We start from the raw sequence: 15,270 nt of genomic DNA on the forward strand, positions 1-15,270 counted from the left end.
CATTCTTACTAAAAAGGAGAACTGTGGCAATATAAATTAATAAAAAATATACTTAATTTTTAAATTTTTTTTCTTATAAAAGATACAAAATTATAAATAATACTACCCATATTCCATCTACAAAATGCCAGTACAATTCAACAGCTTCTAGAGGAAACATATTTTGACTTGTTACTCTTCCGCCATTTACTCTTGATTGCCAAGCAATAATTAAAATCATTAAAGTTCCTAATGTGACATGCAATCCATGAAAACCTGTAAGAGCATAAAAAGTACTTGCAAATAAATTATCGGTTAATCCAAAAGGTAAATGAAAATATTCAAATAATTGACATATTAGAAAAATTATTCCAAGAGAAGCAGTAAAAAATAACCATTTTTGGGAATCACCGTTTTTATCTTTCAAAAGTGCTTTACCTGCCTTATGGAAAGTTGCACTACTAACAAGTAATAAAATTGTATTTAGTGTTGGTATTGGAAGCTCTAATTCATAGATAGCACCATCAGGTAATGGATTTACTGCTTTATAAGTGAGATAAGCAGCGAAGAATCCAGCAAAGGTCATCCCGTCGGCAATTAAGAAAGTTACAAGACCAAACATTCTGAAGTCTTCATGTTTTTCATTAACTTCTGAATTACTTTTTTGAATTTCTTTTGAGCTATCTAGAGTTGTCATGTGTTTTTATTTTTGTTCAGAAAATTGTTTACCATAGCCATAAGGTTCTTCCACTAATGGAGCTTCTCCTTCCCAATTTTCCACTGGAGGAGGAGATGATGTTAACCATTCAGGTGTTAAAGCATTCCAAGGATTATCTCCAGAATCGTTACCGTTTCTCAAACTAAAGAATATGTTAATTAAAAAAGGAATAGTACTTATAGCCATCAAGAGAGCCCCTAAACTACTTATTTGATTAACGAACTGGAATTGCGGATCATATTCTGCAACTCTTCTAGGCATTCCATTTAAACCGAGCCAATGTTGAGGAGCAAAGCACAAGTTGAATCCAATAAAGGTAATGATAAAATGTAAAATTCCCAATTTTTCATTGAGCATTTTCCCAGTTACTTTGGGAAACCAATGATAAATGGATGAGAAAATAATAAAAACAGTACCTCCATAAACTATGTAATGAAAATGGGCTACCACGAAATAGGTATCATGTACGTGAATATCGAAAGGAACCTGTGCCAAAGCAACTCCTGTAATACCTCCAAAAACAAAATTTATAATAAATCCACAAGAGAATAAGATTGCACTATTGATGGATATTTTACCTCCCCATAATGTTGCAACCCAATTGAAAAATTTTATCCCTGTTGGAACAGCAATAAATGCAGTTGCGATAGTAAAGAACAATCTCATCCAGGGAGGTGTTCCACTAGTAAACATGTGATGAGCCCAAACAACTAAACCTAGAACAACTATTCCCATTATTGAAAAAACCATTGTTGTATATCCAAAAAGTGGTTTTCTAGCATGTACAGGAAGTATTTCACTAACTAAACCAAAAGCGGGAAGTACCATAATGTAAACAGCTGGATGAGAATAAAACCAAAATAAATGCTGATAAACTACTACATTGCCTCCTAAAACAGGATTGAAAAAACCAGTATTAGCAATGATATCAAAGCTAAGTAGAATTAAAGTGCCTGCCAAAACGGGAGTTGACAAAACAACTAATATACTTGTCCCAAGCATCGCCCAACAATACATTGGCAATTGCATAAGTTTTAATCCAGGCCTTCTTAATTTGATAATAGTGGCAATAAAGTTTATTCCACCAAAGATAGAACTACCTCCAAGTAATAGAACGCTCATAATCCAAATTATTTGTCCCGATTGAGGAGTAGTTATGCTCAAGGGTGGATAAGCCGTCCATCCAGCCTGAGCAGCACCTTCAACAAAATAACTTGCCACCAGCATCAAACCCGAAGGAGGAATTAGCCAAAAAGCTACGGCATTTAATCTTGGAAATGCCATATCTCTTGCACCAACATAAAATGGAATTAAATAATTTCCAAAAGCACCGTTAACTACAGGCACTATCCAAAGGAATATCATTATTGTTCCGTGTAAGGTTAAAACTTGGTTATATACATCTCTTGGCATAAAGTCAGACATTGGACTAGCTAGTTCAATTCTTATAGCGCTCGCTAAAGTTCCTCCAATTAAATAGAAAAGAAAACCGCAAACCAAGTATTGTATTCCAATTACTTTATGATCAAGACTAAAACTAAAGTATCTAAGCCAGCCTTTAGGTTGAAGACTTTCATTATTAGTTTTTTGTGGATCAATTGATATTGTCATAAATTAACCTCTGTTTTTTTATTTTTGTTAAACCAATCGTTGTAATCAGATTCATCTTCAACAATTATGGATGCTCTCATTCCTCCATGGTATGGACCACATAATTCTGCGCAAATTATCGGATATTTTCCTACTTTTGTAGGAGTGAAATTTAGAATAGTCGGTTGTCCAGGAATAATATCCTGTTTAATTCTGAACTCTGGTACCCAAAAAGCATGAATGACATCTTTGGATTCCATTTTCATTGATACTTTTTGATCAACAGGAACGTGTAGTTCTCCGGATATGAAATTGCCCTTGGGATAATTGAATAGAAATGCAAATTGCATAGCTGAAACTTCAATTGATAAATTATTTATTGCTATTTCATTATCAGAAGTTTGACTTATTCCAGCCCATATTTTTTCAGGATTAGAACTCATCATTTCGTGGTTATGATTTAGTTCTTTCATCCCTCCCATTCGGTCGTAGATGTTGTAGCTATATAAACCTATTAATAAAACAATTATTGAAGGGATAATTGTCCATACAATTTCTAAGCTTAAATTTCCCTCTAAGGCTATACCATCGCCTATCTGATCATTTCTTTTCCTAAACTTAAATAAGCTGTAAATAACAGCTATTGTCATTCCTATAAAAATAATTAATCCAATGATGAAAAGAATTTTAAAAAGTTCATCGTAAATTGGTGCATTAATACTTGCTTCCGCTGGGAGCAAATTTACATTAAAACCAATCCAGAAAGATATAGCAAAAACGAGGGAAATAATTAGTATTAAATAAATGTTTTTATTTAACAATTGATTTCTAAAAATTTATATTTATATTATCAAGATATTCAATTTTTTTAATCCTGCATCCTTTGTTAAAAGAAAATCATTTAAATTCACAACTTCTTAAGATTTATGAAATAAAAGGCGTATTATTAATAACTTTTTAGATTTAATTGTCAGGGAAAAAAGATTAAATTAGTAAATTATTTTTTAAATTAAACATATTAATTTTTAATTAATGTTTAGTTTTTGAATCTAATTTATTATGCAAAATATATAGGTTTTAGCCATTTGATTAATAACCAATTATATAAATCAAAATATCTGACAATTTTAAAAAGGTTGGGAAGTCATAGTGTACTTGCACTTATCGCACTAATCGTAATTGGAGGTGCTACGAGAGTCATGGAGGCGGGACTTGCCTGTCCAGATTGGCCATTATGTTATGGATCTTTTTTGCCTTTTAGTCATATGAATCTGAGAGTATTTCTAGAGTGGTTTCATCGTCTAGATGCTTTTCTGGTTGGAATATTAATTCTTTTTCAATTTGTACTTTCAATTATATGGAAAAAAGAAATTCCAAATTGGTTACCTAAAACTTATTCATTATTACTTTTTCTTGTTATTGTCCAAGGATCTTTTGGAGCTTTAACAGTAATAAACCTGCTCGATTCATATACTGTAACGGGCCATCTTTTAATAGCGTTTCTACTTCTTATTACAACGATTTCAATAAATCAAAATTTAGAAAATGACGAAATTGAAGAGCCATTAATTTGGTGGAGATTATTGTTAATTGTTCCTCTAGTACTTACTTTGATTCAATCTTTTATTGGAGTAAGGCTTTCATCGACCTGGTCATCACATATTTGTTTATCTTTCAATAAACAATGCCTAATTCTAGATACACATAAATTATTTGCTTTTCCAATTGCCTTTTCTATTTTGTTGATTATTGCAACTTCAATTTATAAGAGAAGTTTGTTTAATAAAAATTGGAAATATCTCTCTGCACTTATTTTTCTTTTGATTTCCCAAATTCTACTGGGTGTTTTAAGTCTTAAAACAAATTTGAATGAACCTATTTTTATAATCGGTCATCAACTTAACGCATCTTTATTTATTGCAATATTAACAACATTAATTTTTAGAAATCCTTTTGCCAAAAAGGACCTAAATCACTCCCTAAATTCACAAATGGTTGGTATTAATTCATGAACAGTAGTAACTTTGAAACTTTAAACCACAAATCTTCAATTAGGGAGGAAGTTGTACCTTCAAGAAAAAGATTAACATTGCCACCTTGGCTTGAAGTGGCCAAACCCAGACTAATACCACTTTTACTGGCAACAACTTTGGGAGGAATGGCTTTAACTGAGGAATGGCCTTTATCTTCCCCGAAACTTATCTGTACTTTAGGTGGAGGAGCTTTGGCAGCAGCAGCTGCTGGGGCTCTTAATTGCTTGTGGGAAATGGAATTAGATAAAAGGATGATAAGGACTAGCAAAAGAGCTTTGCCAGCAGGTAAGTTGTCATCTGAGACTGTTTTTTTGGCCGCCGTATCATGTACTTTGGCGGCTTCGATGCTACTAATAAGTGGTGTAAATTATTTAGCTGCGGGCCTTACACTTCTTGGTTTATTTAGCTACGTGATTTTATATACCGTTATTTTGAAGCCACGTACAACTAAAAATATTGTTTTTGGAGGAGTTGCTGGTGCGATACCACCATTGGTCGGAGCATCTGCTGCTACAGGACATGTAGGTCTTAGTGGATGGTGGTTGTTTGGTTTAGTAATGTTATGGACTCCAGCTCATTTTTGGGCACTTGCAATTTTATTAAAGGATGATTATGCATCTGTTGGTATTCCTATGCTTCCTACTGTTAAAGGATCTGTTTTTACCGCTAAAGCTATTTCTCGTTACGGATGGGCAACAGTTGTTATGAGTATTATGGGAGTTTTTGCTTTACCTGAAGGTGGTCTTCTATACGGAATTATGTTGTTGCCTTTTAATGGCAGACTTTTGCAATTAATAAATAAATTAAATAAATCCCCTGACGATCTTTCAAGAGCAAAGTCTCTTTTTAGGTGGTCTATTCTATATATGTTTGGTATTTGTCTTTTGTTATTAATTTCCAGAACCCAACTATCTGTAGAATTTGAGCAGCAATCTATGCAAATATTTTTCTCGTTAGTTTCCATCATTAGTAATTAAATTAGATGTAAAATGTTTTTTAAGTAATTAGTAAGTTTGATGAATTATATAAAAGTTAAAGAGCTCTCAAAATCATATTCAGAGATAGAGGCATTAAAAAATTTATCGATGGACATTGAAGCTGGCACATTATTCGGAATACTAGGTCCAAATGGTGCTGGCAAATCAACGCTGATAAAAATTCTTGCTACTTTAATTGAGCCTGATAGTGGCGAAGTTTTTATAAATAATATTAATCTGATAAAAAACTCAAGGAAAATTAGAGAATTAATTGGTTATGTTGCTCAGGATATTGCGCTTGATAAAATATTAACTGGAAGAGAGCTTTTGGATTTTCAATCAGACCTTTATCACATCAACAAAAACAAAAAATTTGAAAGGATAAAAAAATTAATAGATCAATTAGAAATGAATGATTGGATAGATCGTAAGTGCGGAACTTATTCAGGGGGAATGAAAAGAAGAATAGATCTTGCAGCTGGACTTTTACACTTGCCCCAAGTATTAATATTGGATGAACCTACTGTTGGTTTAGATATCGAAAGTAGGAATATAATATGGCAACTTTTGAAAGATTTGAGAAATGATGGAATGACTATTATTTTAAGCAGTCACTATCTCGATGAAATAGATAAATTAGCAGATAGTTTGGTGATAATTGATGATGGAAGAGTTATAGCCCAAGGGACTCCTGCAGAACTTAAAAAAAAATTAGGAGGAGATAGAGTAACTTTGAAAGTTAAAGAATTTAGTAATGAGGAAGAAGCAAAAAATATATGCCAGATTTTATCTTCAATAGATGGAATTAGTCAGATTATCATTAATGAAGCCCAAGGTTTCTCAATTAATTTTGTAGCAGATAAGGAAAAAGATTTACTTACGAAGCTCAAAGTGGAATTAGCCTTTTCAAAGTTTGAAATTTTTTCTCTTACCCAAAGTCAGCCCAGCTTGGATGATGTATATCTTCAGGCAACTGGGAAAACATTATTAGATGCCGAAATTTCTATGGCAGGGAAAAGAGATCTTAAAAAAGAATCAAAGCAATCAATGCGATAAAAAACTTTTATGTAACTAACTATAATGAATATTAATTACTGCTAATTATGGAATTAAAACAGTATAATTTATTTTTTTTATATCAAGAAACATTTGCCTTAACAAAGAGATTATTTATCCAATTAAAAAGAAGACCATCAACTCTTTTAGCTGGAATATTACAACCCATAATTTGGCTTTTTTTGTTTGGGGCATTATTCTCTAAAGCTCCTGAAGGTTTTTTCCCAGGAGTTGATTCTTATGGGAATTTTTTAGGAGCAGGACTTATTGTTTTTACTGCTTTTAGCGGAGCCCTAAACTCTGGTCTTCCTTTAATGTTTGATAGAGAGTTTGGATTTCTTAATAGGTTACTTGTGGCTCCTTTAACCAGTAGATTATCCATAGTTTTATCTTCTTTTTTTTACATAACAATATTGAGCTTTGTTCAGAGTATTGTAATAATGGTTGTTTCGTATATTTTGGGTTATGGATGGCCCAACTTATATGGTTTAGTAATTGTGTTTTCAACACTTATTCTATTAGTTCTTTTTGTGACATCAATAAGTTTATGTTTAGCGTTTGTTTTGCCGGGACATATTGAATTAATCGCTCTTATATTTGTAATAAACTTACCTCTTCTTTTTGCAAGCACTGCTTTAGCTCCAATATCTTTCATGCCAAATTGGCTTGGGTGGTTAGCTTCATTAAATCCATTAACTTTTGCGATTGAACCTATTAGGACTGCTTATACAGAAACTATGAATTTAGAATTAGTGGCTTTACATGCCCCATATGGTGATTTAACTTGTAAGAGTTGTATATCAATTTTATTTTCTTTAACAGTTTTTTCCTTGATTATCATAAGGCCTCTGTTAAATAGAAAGTTAAATTAATAAATTTATGCTTTTAAAAAATCATCTAATAGAAGTTTTTAAAAAAGCCTCTTCAGAAGATAATATTTTGCTTAAAGAAAATATTGTTCTTAAGTGGGTGCATAGATTTGGGATTAATTCTTTAAATGATTTATTAATCCATACCCCAGCTCTAAGGGAATATCAGCTTGAAGAAGAAAATCAAGAACATACCACTTTAATGGATGAAGTAGATGAAGAAGAAAATCAAGAACAAATTAAACTTGAATTATCAAAAACTTTTGAAAACATAGAAGAAACAAAATGGGAATTAAATCGTCTAGAAACTTCTAGCAGTAATGGAATATTTAGCAAAGTTCAAAATTCTAATAATATAAAACAACTTACTGATACCCAGAAATTACCACTGCCTAATATTAAAAATTTAAGAAAGTGGATTAATAACGATAAAAAAGCTAGTTAGATTTCTACATCATTCCTGGCATACCCATGCCACCCATTCCTGGCATACCCATACCACCCATTCCTGGCATACCCATGCCACCCATTCCTGGCATGCCCATACCACCCATTCCTGGCATGCCCATGCCACCCATTCCTCCCATGGGATCCCCACCTGGGCCTCCAGGGGCTACGGCTTCAGGTTCTGGAATGTCAGCAATCGCAACTTCTGTTGTGAGAAGCATAGCTGCAATAGATACTGAATCTTGAAGAGCTAATCTTATTACTTTGGTTGGGTCTAATATGCCTGAATCCTTTAAATCCTCATATTTTCCTGAATCAGCATTAAAGCCTTTGTTAAGCCTTTTGACTTCAGCTACAACTACATCACCATTAAAACCAGCATTTTTTGCTATTTGTTTAGTAGGTTCCAAAAGGGCTTCTTTTAATATATTTAGCCCTGTTCTCAAATCATCGGAAGATGTTTGACTTAAATTTAAAAGATCCTCTGATATTTCAATTAAAGTTTGTCCCCCTCCAGAGACAACACCCTCTTCAATAGCAGCTTTTGTAGCATTAAGGGAATCTTCTATTCTCAACTTTTTGTACTTCATCTCTGTTTCTGTTGCAGCTCCTACTTTGATAAGAGCTACTCCTCCAGCTAGTTTGGCTATCCTTTCATTGATTTTATCCTGATCATATTCTGATTCAGTTATATCAACTTCTCTCTTTAATTTCTCAACTCTCGCTTTAACTAAATCTTTAGTGTCTTCGAAGGCAATAATTGTAGTTTTATCCTTTGTGATAGTTATTTTTTTTGCTTTGCCTAAATCATTAATCGATACTTTATCTAGTTTCATTGATTTATCTTCACTAATTAACTTAGCTCCAGTAAGAATAGCAATATCTTCAAGGGCAGCTTTTCTTCTTTCACCAAATAATGGAGCTCTTACGGAAGCTACATTTAACACTCCACTATTCTTATTCAATACCAGAGTAGTTAAAGCTTCTCCTTCGATATCTTCAGCAAGAATTAGAAAAGGTGAGCCTGACTTCTGAATTTCTTCAAGTATTGGAACCAGATCAACTAAAGTTGAGATTTTTTGATCAGTTATTAATATTTTAGGGTTTTCAAGTTCACAAACTTGTCTTTCTTGGTCTGTCACAAAATATGGAGAACTATAACCTCTATCAAAAGACATTCCTTCAGTTATATCTAATTCTGTTTCTAGTGATTGAGATTCTTCAACAGTTATTACGCCATCAGAAGTAACAATATCCATTGCTTTCGAAATTATAGATCCAATCTCTTCATCACCTCCAGCACTAACTGTTGCAACTTTTTGGATATCAGAACCACTTAATGAAATACTTTTGGAACTTAATTTTTCTAAAACAAAAGCTAGGCCTAACTCCATACCTTTTTTTAACTCCATTGGACTGGCACCAGAAGCAATATTTTTTAATCCCTCCTGAACCATCTTCTGAGTCAAAATAGTTGCTGTTGTTGTTCCATCACCAGCAGTCTCTTTTGTCTTGGATGCAACTTGTTCTATTAATTTCGCACCTAAATTAGAAATAGGGTTTTCAATCTCAATTTCTTTAGCGACAGTGGATCCATCTCTTACTATATCTGGCGAACCAAATTTTCTTTCTATTACTACGTTTTTTGCCTTCGGCCCAATAGTAACCTTTACTGCATTAGCTACGAAATTTACACCTTTTTCTAGCGCTTCTCTTGATTCATTAGAAAAACTTAACTGTTTTGCCATGTTTACTGGATCTTTTATCTTATTCTAATCTCCCACAGAATCATTTTTAAGGGATATTTAATTAAGTGGGGAAAGCCGAATTTCTTTTAATGAGGCATACAAATTAATTTAAATAAGAGTATCTTTAAGATATGGATGAAACAAATAATCTTATTTTTACTCTCACTGCGATCCTAGCGATTGCTATGACGCTAATATATTTTCCTCTAAGGTTTTTCTTGACTTTAACTGCTAGAAGTCGAAGACTAAAACTCTTACAAAAAATTAGAAGGTTGAGAGATGAATTGGGCCAACCTTACGAAAGTACATAATTAAATACTCATACCACCGTCAATACTAATTGTTTGTCCTGTAATGTAACTTCCAGCATTACTCGAAACAAGGAATGATACTAAGTTTGCAATTTGAGAACAACTTCCTAATTTCCCTAAAGGAATTACTTTAAGAATCTCTTCAGTATTAAGTTTTTCAGTCATCTCTGTTTCTATAAAGCCTGGAGCTATTGCATTTACGTTTATACCTCTTGAAGCAAATTCTTTAGCGCAAGTTTTGGTGAATCCAATAACTCCAGCTTTGGCTGCAGAATAATTTGCTTGACCAGGATTACCAATTAATCCAACAACAGATGAAATATTTACGATACTACCACTTCTTTTTTTCATCATAAATTTTGAAGCATATTTTGTACAAAGAAAAACTCCTTTTAAGTTTGTATTTAATACGTCATCCCATTGTTCCGATTTCATTCTCATCAATAGTCCATCTCTAGTAATACCAGCATTGTTAATAAGGATATCAATGGTGCCATTAATTTTTATGATTTCTTCAAAAGCTGAACTTACAGAATCCTCTTTTGATACATCGAATTTTAATTTATGAGCTTTACCTCCCGAATTTTTTATTGAATTTACAACTTCTTCAGCTTTTTCATCAGATGAAGAGTAATTAATAAAAACTTCTGCGCCTAAGCGACTTATTTCTAAAGCAATTTCTTTACCAATTCCTCTGCTAGCTCCAGTGATTAAAGCAACTTTTCCTGATAATGAATCTGTATTGGACATTATGAGATTTTATAATTGTCAATCGTAGTACTATTTGTGTAAAGATATTGTTTTTATTTATAATTGTCTAGAAAATATTAAGACCTTTTATCGTGCACTTTTTAATACCAGCTGCAGGTAGTGGTAGCAGAATGAAAGCTGGAAAAAATAAATTACTTATTGATTTAGAGGGAGAGTCCTTGATTTATTGGACACTTAAATCTGTATTTTCTGCAAGCTCAACAAACTGGGTTGGAATAATTGGGCAACCAAAAGATAAAGAAATATTATTAAATTCAGCAAAGAACTTTGCCCACAAAGTTCATTGGATTAATGGTGGAGATACCAGACAAAAGTCAGTTTTTAATGGTTTAAATGCACTGCCAAAAGATGCTGAAAAAGTTTTAATTCATGATGGTGCTCGATGTCTAATTAATCCTGAATTGATAGACCAATGCGCAAACCAATTAGATGAGAATGAAGCTGTTATTTTGGCTACTAAGGTAACTGACACAATAAAGATTGTGGATAATGAAGGTTTTATTAAAGAAACACCAGATAGAAATTACTTATGGGCAGCGCAAACTCCTCAGGGCTTTTTAGTAGATAGATTAAAAAAAGCTCATACTATGGCAATTGATAAAAACTGGAAAGTCACAGATGATGCCTCACTATTCGAAATGCTTAATTGGAAGGTAAAGATTATTGAAGGAACTTATTCAAATATAAAAATTACATCCCCAATAGATTTGAAAATAGCAAAACTTTTTTTGAATAACTCCTAGTTAAAAAGGTTTATTGATACTAAGAATGCCTTTATCACCATTTAAGGTTGCTTCATACCCTAACGGGATGCATGCATTCCCTGATATGTGGCCTATGGGGAGGTCAAAAAGAATAGGAAAATCAAACTCTTGGAGTCTTTCGATAATGCAGTTTTTTAGTAAATCTTTCCATTCAAGGTCGAAGGAATTATTTGAAAAACTTCCGAATCCAATACCCGCAATTTCAGTAAGTGTTTTAGTCATCCTGAGGTAAGTCAACATGCGATCAATTTTATAAATATCTTCATTAATATCTTCAAAAATTATTATTTTTCCTCTGCAATCTGGAAAGTGATTAGTACCAATTAAAAAAGTAGCAATAGTTAAGTTAGAAACTATAATATCTCCTTTCGCTTTTCCACCTCTTAAAGGAATTCCTCTAATGTCCTCAACATATTCCTCAAAAAGTAAATTTCTTAATCTCTCTAGACTCCACTCTGGCTCATTGAAAAGGTTTGTAACCATGGGCCCATGAATAGAACCATTAAACCCTTGAGAATATTTAGATAGTAATAAAGAAGATGTATCTGAGAATCCAAGCATTAAACCATGCTGCCAAGAAGGTTCTTTTTCTAATAGTCTTGCTGAACCCCAGCCTCCTTTCGCAAAAATGATTAGCTTACTATTTTGTGCTTTTTCTAGTTCTTCAAATCTAGTTAGATCATCACCTGCAAAATAACCAAATTTTTTTGATAGAGAATTATTTTCATTAATTTCCAAGCCCCATTTTCTTAATATTTCTATGCCTTTTTGAAAATTTTCTTCTTTATCAATAAAGGAGCCTGGAGTTACAATATCGATTAGATCACCTTTTTTTAATCTAAAATCCATATTTAGAATTTATGAGGCAATAATGATTCCTAATAAAAGGAATCCTCCATAAATTGATTGATTTTTGAAGTGATTCCCAATATTTTTTATTGATTGCTTTTCCTCAGGAAATACCTTTAGTATATCTCTCTGCATTAAGATTGACGTTGTAATCCAAATTGGCCAAAAAATAAAATCCATTTGATTAATAAATCCGCATAATGCGAGAAAACTAGAAGTTAAAAAATAACAAATTTGAATAGTTATTCTTGTATTGTTCTGGAGGTTAACAGCGGAACTATTTATTCCAATTTTGAGATCATATTTTTTATCTGCTAAAGCATAAATCGTGTCAAAGCCAAAAGTCCAAAAAATGGTAGCTAGCCAGCAAAACAATAAAACAATACTATTCAAATTTCCTTCATTGGCTGCCCAGGGAATTAAGACAGCAAAACCCCAGCATATTGATAATATTAATTGAGGATATTTAAACCATCTTTTGGCAGAAGGATAAATTAAAATAATAGGTAATGCTAAAAAAGCAAGTGAAATGGAAAGCAGCCTTCCAGGTTGAGGTAGTGACAAGGTTAAAAAGAAACTAAATAAAATTAAAAAGAAAAGAATTGAATAAGCAGCTTTAAGACCGATTGTATTTGCAGCTAGAGGTCTATTTTTTGTCCTAAAAACTCTTTGATCAATTTTTTTATCCCAAATATCATTAACCACGCAGCCTAATCCACTTACTAATAGTCCTCCCAGGATTATTCTTAACAACATTAAAAATGTTGGATTAGCATCTGGTGTTAAATATAAACTCCATCCAGCAGGAATAAGTAAGATTATTCTTCCAGTCGGCTTATTCCACCTTAATAATTCAAAAAAAGTACTTAATTTAATTTCTGGTTTTTTATTTTGCATATAAACTATTGTATATTTCATAACTTTAAATAATCTTACTAGGATTAAGTGATTTCTATTATTTAACAATCAATCTTGAGTATATTTATTAATGGATTAAAGATATCTGCATCTTATAAAAAGAAATGATACAGAAACAAGATTTAAGATATTTTCAAGAAAAGCAAATTTTAGTAGCTTCGATAGATATTGGAACTAACTCTACACATCTCTTGGTAGCAGAAATTAATCTAGAATTAAAATCATTTTCAATAAAATTCACTGATAAATCAACCACTCGTCTTGGAGAAAGAGATGAGGAGGGTAATCTTACTGAAGAATCAATCCAAAGAGCATTAGTTACTCTTAAGCGATTTAAGGAATATTGTAAAAGTAATGGAGTAAATCAAATAGTAACAGCAGCAACAAGTGCAGTTAGGGAAGCGCCAAACGGTCAAGATTTTATTCGAAGAGTTCTTGATGAAACTGAGATCCAAATAGAATTGATAAGTGGTTCTGAGGAAGCTAGATTAATTTACCTTGGTGTTCTTTCTGGGATGGCTTTTGAAGACCAATCTTATGTAATCATAGATATTGGAGGAGGATCTACAGAATTAATACTTGCAGATAAAAAAGATGCAATAGCTCTTACCAGTTCGAGAGTTGGTGCGGTAAGACTTAAGAATGATTTTTTAAATAAAGAGCCTTTAAATTCAGAAAGATCGAAGTTTCTAAAAACTTTTATTCAAGGTTCTTTAGAACCATCCGTTCGAAAAATAAAGAGTAGATCTAAGGGAGATAAGCCTTTATCTATGATTGCAACAAGTGGCACTGCAACATCATTAGGAAATTTGATTTCAGATGATTTAGGAGAATCTAAACAAAAGTTGCATGGTTATAAATTTAAAAGAGAAAATTTACAGAATGTATTGGAAAAACTAATTAAAATGCCAGTTTCGGAAATCAAGAAAATACCTTCATTAAGTGAGAGAAGAGCAGAAATAATTATTCCAGGCGCATTGATATTAAATACCGCAATGGATATGTTGAACTTTAATGAATTAGCTATAAGTGAGAGAGCGCTTAGAGAGGGTTTAGTTGTTGATTGGATGCTTCGTAAAGGGATAATAAAAAACGAGTTAAATATTCAAAGCAATATTAGAAAAACAACTATAGTTCATCAGGCCAGAAAGTTTGGAGTAGATAACAAAAGGGCTGAGAAAGTTATCGATATTGCCTTTCAAATCTATGATCAGACTAAAAATATCTTTCATAGCGATAATGACTCTAAAGCTAAAGAATTTCTTTGGGCAGCTTCTAATCTTTATAGTTGTGGGAAATACGTAAATGTTGGTTCATATCACAAACACTCTTGGTACTTAATAAAAAATTGTGAGTTGTTGGGATATTCTGAAGCAGAAACAAATATTATTGCTTCGATAGCTAGATACCATAGAAAGACTCTACCTAAGAAAAGACATGAGTCTTGGCAAAATTTAACATCCAAAGAAGATAAAACATTAGTTCTTGAAATGTCGTTAATTTTGAGACTAGCAGCATCTCTTGATCAAAGACCTGATAAGGTAATCTCCTCAGTTCAAATAAAATTGAAGGAGAATATTCTTACATTTGAACTTTTACCTTTAAATAGAAACAATGATCTTCTACTTGAAAAATGGAACTTGGGATTATGCCGTAATGTAATAAAAGAACTAAAGAATTTGGATTTAAAAGTTATTTAGTTTTTTTAATAAGTTCTTGTTTTGGAGTTTGATTCTGAAAAGACTCTGAAAATAAATTAAAAATTAAGGATGAGGCGATTAGTCCGAGAAAGCCTGAGATTAAAATAAATATCCAGAAACCTAGTGGACTTATATCCTTAGATTGTCTAGTTTTATTAGTTTTTTTAGCCACTTCTTCAACTATTTGTTCTATTTTTATCTCTTGCCTCTCCGTTATGAATTCATTCATTATAAATTCTGTATCGAGTTTCAGCTTCTGTGAAATTCTACGAACCATTGCTTTGACAAATACTTTTTCAGGGAGCGCTTCTTGATTGCCTTCTTCAATGGCTTTAAGTTGATGAGATCCAATTTTTAAATCAGAAGCCAATTCTTCAACAGACTGATCTCTACTTAACCTTGCCTCTTTAATAAAATTTCCAATTCTCTTTAAAGAGGATTGTTCTTTTTTGTTATTGTCTTCTGGATTAGATTTTATTTCTTTCAAAGCAAACAAATTTTTACTAATTATAGTGATTAAAATTTTTCTATCAACTTTAC

The 15,270-nt window shown here is 32.3% G+C and carries 16 protein-coding genes; 8 read left to right on the top strand and 8 right to left on the bottom strand.

From position 1 onward, the window contains the following. Positions 1 to 73: 73 nt before the first annotated feature. Genes HA146_RS02300 through coxB form a run of 3 tightly spaced genes read right to left on the bottom strand, consistent with a single transcriptional unit; the run spans position 74 to position 3,108 of the window. Positions 74 to 676 carry a cytochrome c oxidase subunit 3 gene (locus HA146_RS02300; protein ID WP_209107970.1) on the bottom strand — a complete coding sequence of 201 codons (603 nt, stop codon included), beginning with the start codon at positions 674 to 676 and terminating at the stop codon, positions 74 to 76. Between the two features lie 6 nt (positions 677 to 682). Next, positions 683 to 2,308 (bottom strand): cytochrome c oxidase subunit I, encoded by a 1,626-nt coding sequence (ctaD, locus tag HA146_RS02305; RefSeq protein WP_209107971.1) that lies wholly within the window; start codon positions 2,306 to 2,308, stop codon positions 683 to 685. Continuing rightward, entirely contained in the window at positions 2,305 to 3,108 is an 804-nt protein-coding gene (gene coxB / locus HA146_RS02310) for a cytochrome c oxidase subunit II (protein WP_209107972.1), read from the bottom strand. The genes ctaD and coxB overlap by 4 nt, the downstream gene beginning before the upstream one ends. 264 nt (positions 3,109 to 3,372) lie before the next feature. Between coxB and HA146_RS02315 the strand changes: the two genes are divergently transcribed. From HA146_RS02315 to HA146_RS02335, 5 genes are read left to right on the top strand one after another with little or no spacing between them, the layout of a single operon-like run. After that, complete coding sequence (locus HA146_RS02315) at positions 3,373 to 4,299, top strand: COX15/CtaA family protein (RefSeq protein ID WP_209108464.1); 927 nt, start codon at positions 3,373 to 3,375, stop codon at positions 4,297 to 4,299. Further along, positions 4,296 to 5,297 (top strand): heme o synthase, encoded by a 1,002-nt coding sequence (locus tag HA146_RS02320; RefSeq protein ID WP_209107973.1) that lies wholly within the window; start codon positions 4,296 to 4,298, stop codon positions 5,295 to 5,297. The genes HA146_RS02315 and HA146_RS02320 overlap by 4 nt, the downstream gene beginning before the upstream one ends. A 39-nt stretch (positions 5,298 to 5,336) precedes the next feature. Continuing rightward, positions 5,337 to 6,353 (top strand): ABC transporter ATP-binding protein, encoded by a 1,017-nt coding sequence (locus HA146_RS02325; RefSeq protein ID WP_209107974.1) that lies wholly within the window; start codon positions 5,337 to 5,339, stop codon positions 6,351 to 6,353. A gap of 47 nt (positions 6,354 to 6,400) precedes the next feature. Beyond that, positions 6,401 to 7,225 (top strand): ABC transporter permease, encoded by an 825-nt coding sequence (locus HA146_RS02330; protein WP_209107975.1) that lies wholly within the window; start codon positions 6,401 to 6,403, stop codon positions 7,223 to 7,225. 7 nt (positions 7,226 to 7,232) lie between these two features. Continuing rightward, positions 7,233 to 7,667, top strand: coding sequence for a hypothetical protein (locus tag HA146_RS02335; RefSeq protein WP_209107976.1), 435 nt, complete (start codon positions 7,233 to 7,235; stop codon positions 7,665 to 7,667). A gap of 4 nt (positions 7,668 to 7,671) precedes the next feature. Here HA146_RS02335 and groL read toward each other — a convergent pair whose 3' ends face one another. Continuing rightward, positions 7,672 to 9,417 (bottom strand): chaperonin GroEL, encoded by a 1,746-nt coding sequence (groL, locus tag HA146_RS02340; protein ID WP_209107977.1) that lies wholly within the window; start codon positions 9,415 to 9,417, stop codon positions 7,672 to 7,674. A 131-nt stretch (positions 9,418 to 9,548) separates the two neighbouring features. Here groL and HA146_RS02345 point away from each other — a divergent pair, with 131 nt between their 5' ends. After that, positions 9,549 to 9,728, top strand: coding sequence for a hypothetical protein (locus HA146_RS02345; RefSeq protein WP_011376012.1), 180 nt, complete (start codon positions 9,549 to 9,551; stop codon positions 9,726 to 9,728). Here the strand turns inward: HA146_RS02345 and fabG are convergent, their stop codons facing one another. Further along, the gene (gene fabG / locus HA146_RS02350) at positions 9,729 to 10,478 is read right to left on the bottom strand and encodes a 3-oxoacyl-[acyl-carrier-protein] reductase (RefSeq protein WP_209107978.1); all 750 of its coding nucleotides are present in this window, start codon (positions 10,476 to 10,478) and stop codon (positions 9,729 to 9,731) included. It lies immediately after the preceding gene. A 92-nt stretch (positions 10,479 to 10,570) separates the two neighbouring features. Between fabG and ispD the strand changes: the two genes are divergently transcribed. Beyond that, positions 10,571 to 11,242 (top strand): 2-C-methyl-D-erythritol 4-phosphate cytidylyltransferase, encoded by a 672-nt coding sequence (ispD, locus tag HA146_RS02355; RefSeq protein ID WP_209107979.1) that lies wholly within the window; start codon positions 10,571 to 10,573, stop codon positions 11,240 to 11,242. On the opposite strand, the gene HA146_RS02360 is transcribed toward ispD, so the two are convergent. Both HA146_RS02360 and HA146_RS02365 read right to left on the bottom strand, forming a co-directional pair. After that, the gene (locus tag HA146_RS02360) at positions 11,243 to 12,112 is read right to left on the bottom strand and encodes a S66 peptidase family protein (protein ID WP_209107980.1); all 870 of its coding nucleotides are present in this window, start codon (positions 12,110 to 12,112) and stop codon (positions 11,243 to 11,245) included. It abuts the gene before it with no gap. Positions 12,113 to 12,121: 9 nt separating this feature from the next. Further along, positions 12,122 to 13,030 carry a 4-hydroxybenzoate polyprenyltransferase gene (locus HA146_RS02365; protein ID WP_374027172.1) on the bottom strand — a complete coding sequence of 303 codons (909 nt, stop codon included), beginning with the start codon at positions 13,028 to 13,030 and terminating at the stop codon, positions 12,122 to 12,124. Between the two features lie 104 nt (positions 13,031 to 13,134). Between HA146_RS02365 and HA146_RS02370 the strand changes: the two genes are divergently transcribed. Then, positions 13,135 to 14,730: a Ppx/GppA phosphatase family protein gene (locus tag HA146_RS02370; protein ID WP_209107981.1), complete on the top strand. Its 1,596-nt coding sequence runs from the start codon at positions 13,135 to 13,137 to the stop codon at positions 14,728 to 14,730. On the opposite strand, the gene HA146_RS02375 is transcribed toward HA146_RS02370, so the two are convergent. Further along, positions 14,723 to 15,217 carry a helix-turn-helix domain-containing protein gene (locus tag HA146_RS02375; protein WP_209107982.1) on the bottom strand — a complete coding sequence of 165 codons (495 nt, stop codon included), beginning with the start codon at positions 15,215 to 15,217 and terminating at the stop codon, positions 14,723 to 14,725. The genes HA146_RS02370 and HA146_RS02375 overlap by 8 nt on opposite strands. Positions 15,218 to 15,270: the final 53 nt, after the last annotated feature.

This window comes from Prochlorococcus marinus CUG1416, from assembly GCF_017695965.1.
Lineage (GTDB): Bacteria > Cyanobacteriota > Cyanobacteriia > PCC-6307 > Cyanobiaceae > Prochlorococcus_A.

Excerpts from the sequence above, each read along its gene's own strand:
- HA146_RS02365 (WP_374027172.1), bottom strand. The coding sequence starts at position 13,030 with ATGAAATATACAATAGTTTATATGCAAAATAAAAAACCAGAAATTAAA.
- HA146_RS02320 (WP_209107973.1), top strand. The coding sequence starts at position 4,296 with ATGAACAGTAGTAACTTTGAAACTTTAAACCACAAATCTTCAATTAGG.
- HA146_RS02335 (WP_209107976.1), top strand. The coding sequence starts at position 7,233 with ATGCTTTTAAAAAATCATCTAATAGAAGTTTTTAAAAAAGCCTCTTCA.
- HA146_RS02370 (WP_209107981.1), top strand. The coding sequence starts at position 13,135 with ATGATACAGAAACAAGATTTAAGATATTTTCAAGAAAAGCAAATTTTA.
- ctaD (WP_209107971.1), bottom strand. The coding sequence starts at position 2,308 with ATGACAATATCAATTGATCCACAAAAAACTAATAATGAAAGTCTTCAA.
- fabG (WP_209107978.1), bottom strand. The coding sequence starts at position 10,478 with ATGTCCAATACAGATTCATTATCAGGAAAAGTTGCTTTAATCACTGGA.
- groL (WP_209107977.1), bottom strand. The coding sequence starts at position 9,417 with ATGGCAAAACAGTTAAGTTTTTCTAATGAATCAAGAGAAGCGCTAGAA.
- HA146_RS02345 (WP_011376012.1), top strand. The coding sequence starts at position 9,549 with ATGGATGAAACAAATAATCTTATTTTTACTCTCACTGCGATCCTAGCG.
- HA146_RS02360 (WP_209107980.1), bottom strand. The coding sequence starts at position 12,112 with ATGGATTTTAGATTAAAAAAAGGTGATCTAATCGATATTGTAACTCCA.
- HA146_RS02325 (WP_209107974.1), top strand. The coding sequence starts at position 5,337 with ATGAATTATATAAAAGTTAAAGAGCTCTCAAAATCATATTCAGAGATA.
- HA146_RS02330 (WP_209107975.1), top strand. The coding sequence starts at position 6,401 with ATGGAATTAAAACAGTATAATTTATTTTTTTTATATCAAGAAACATTT.
- HA146_RS02300 (WP_209107970.1), bottom strand. The coding sequence starts at position 676 with ATGACAACTCTAGATAGCTCAAAAGAAATTCAAAAAAGTAATTCAGAA.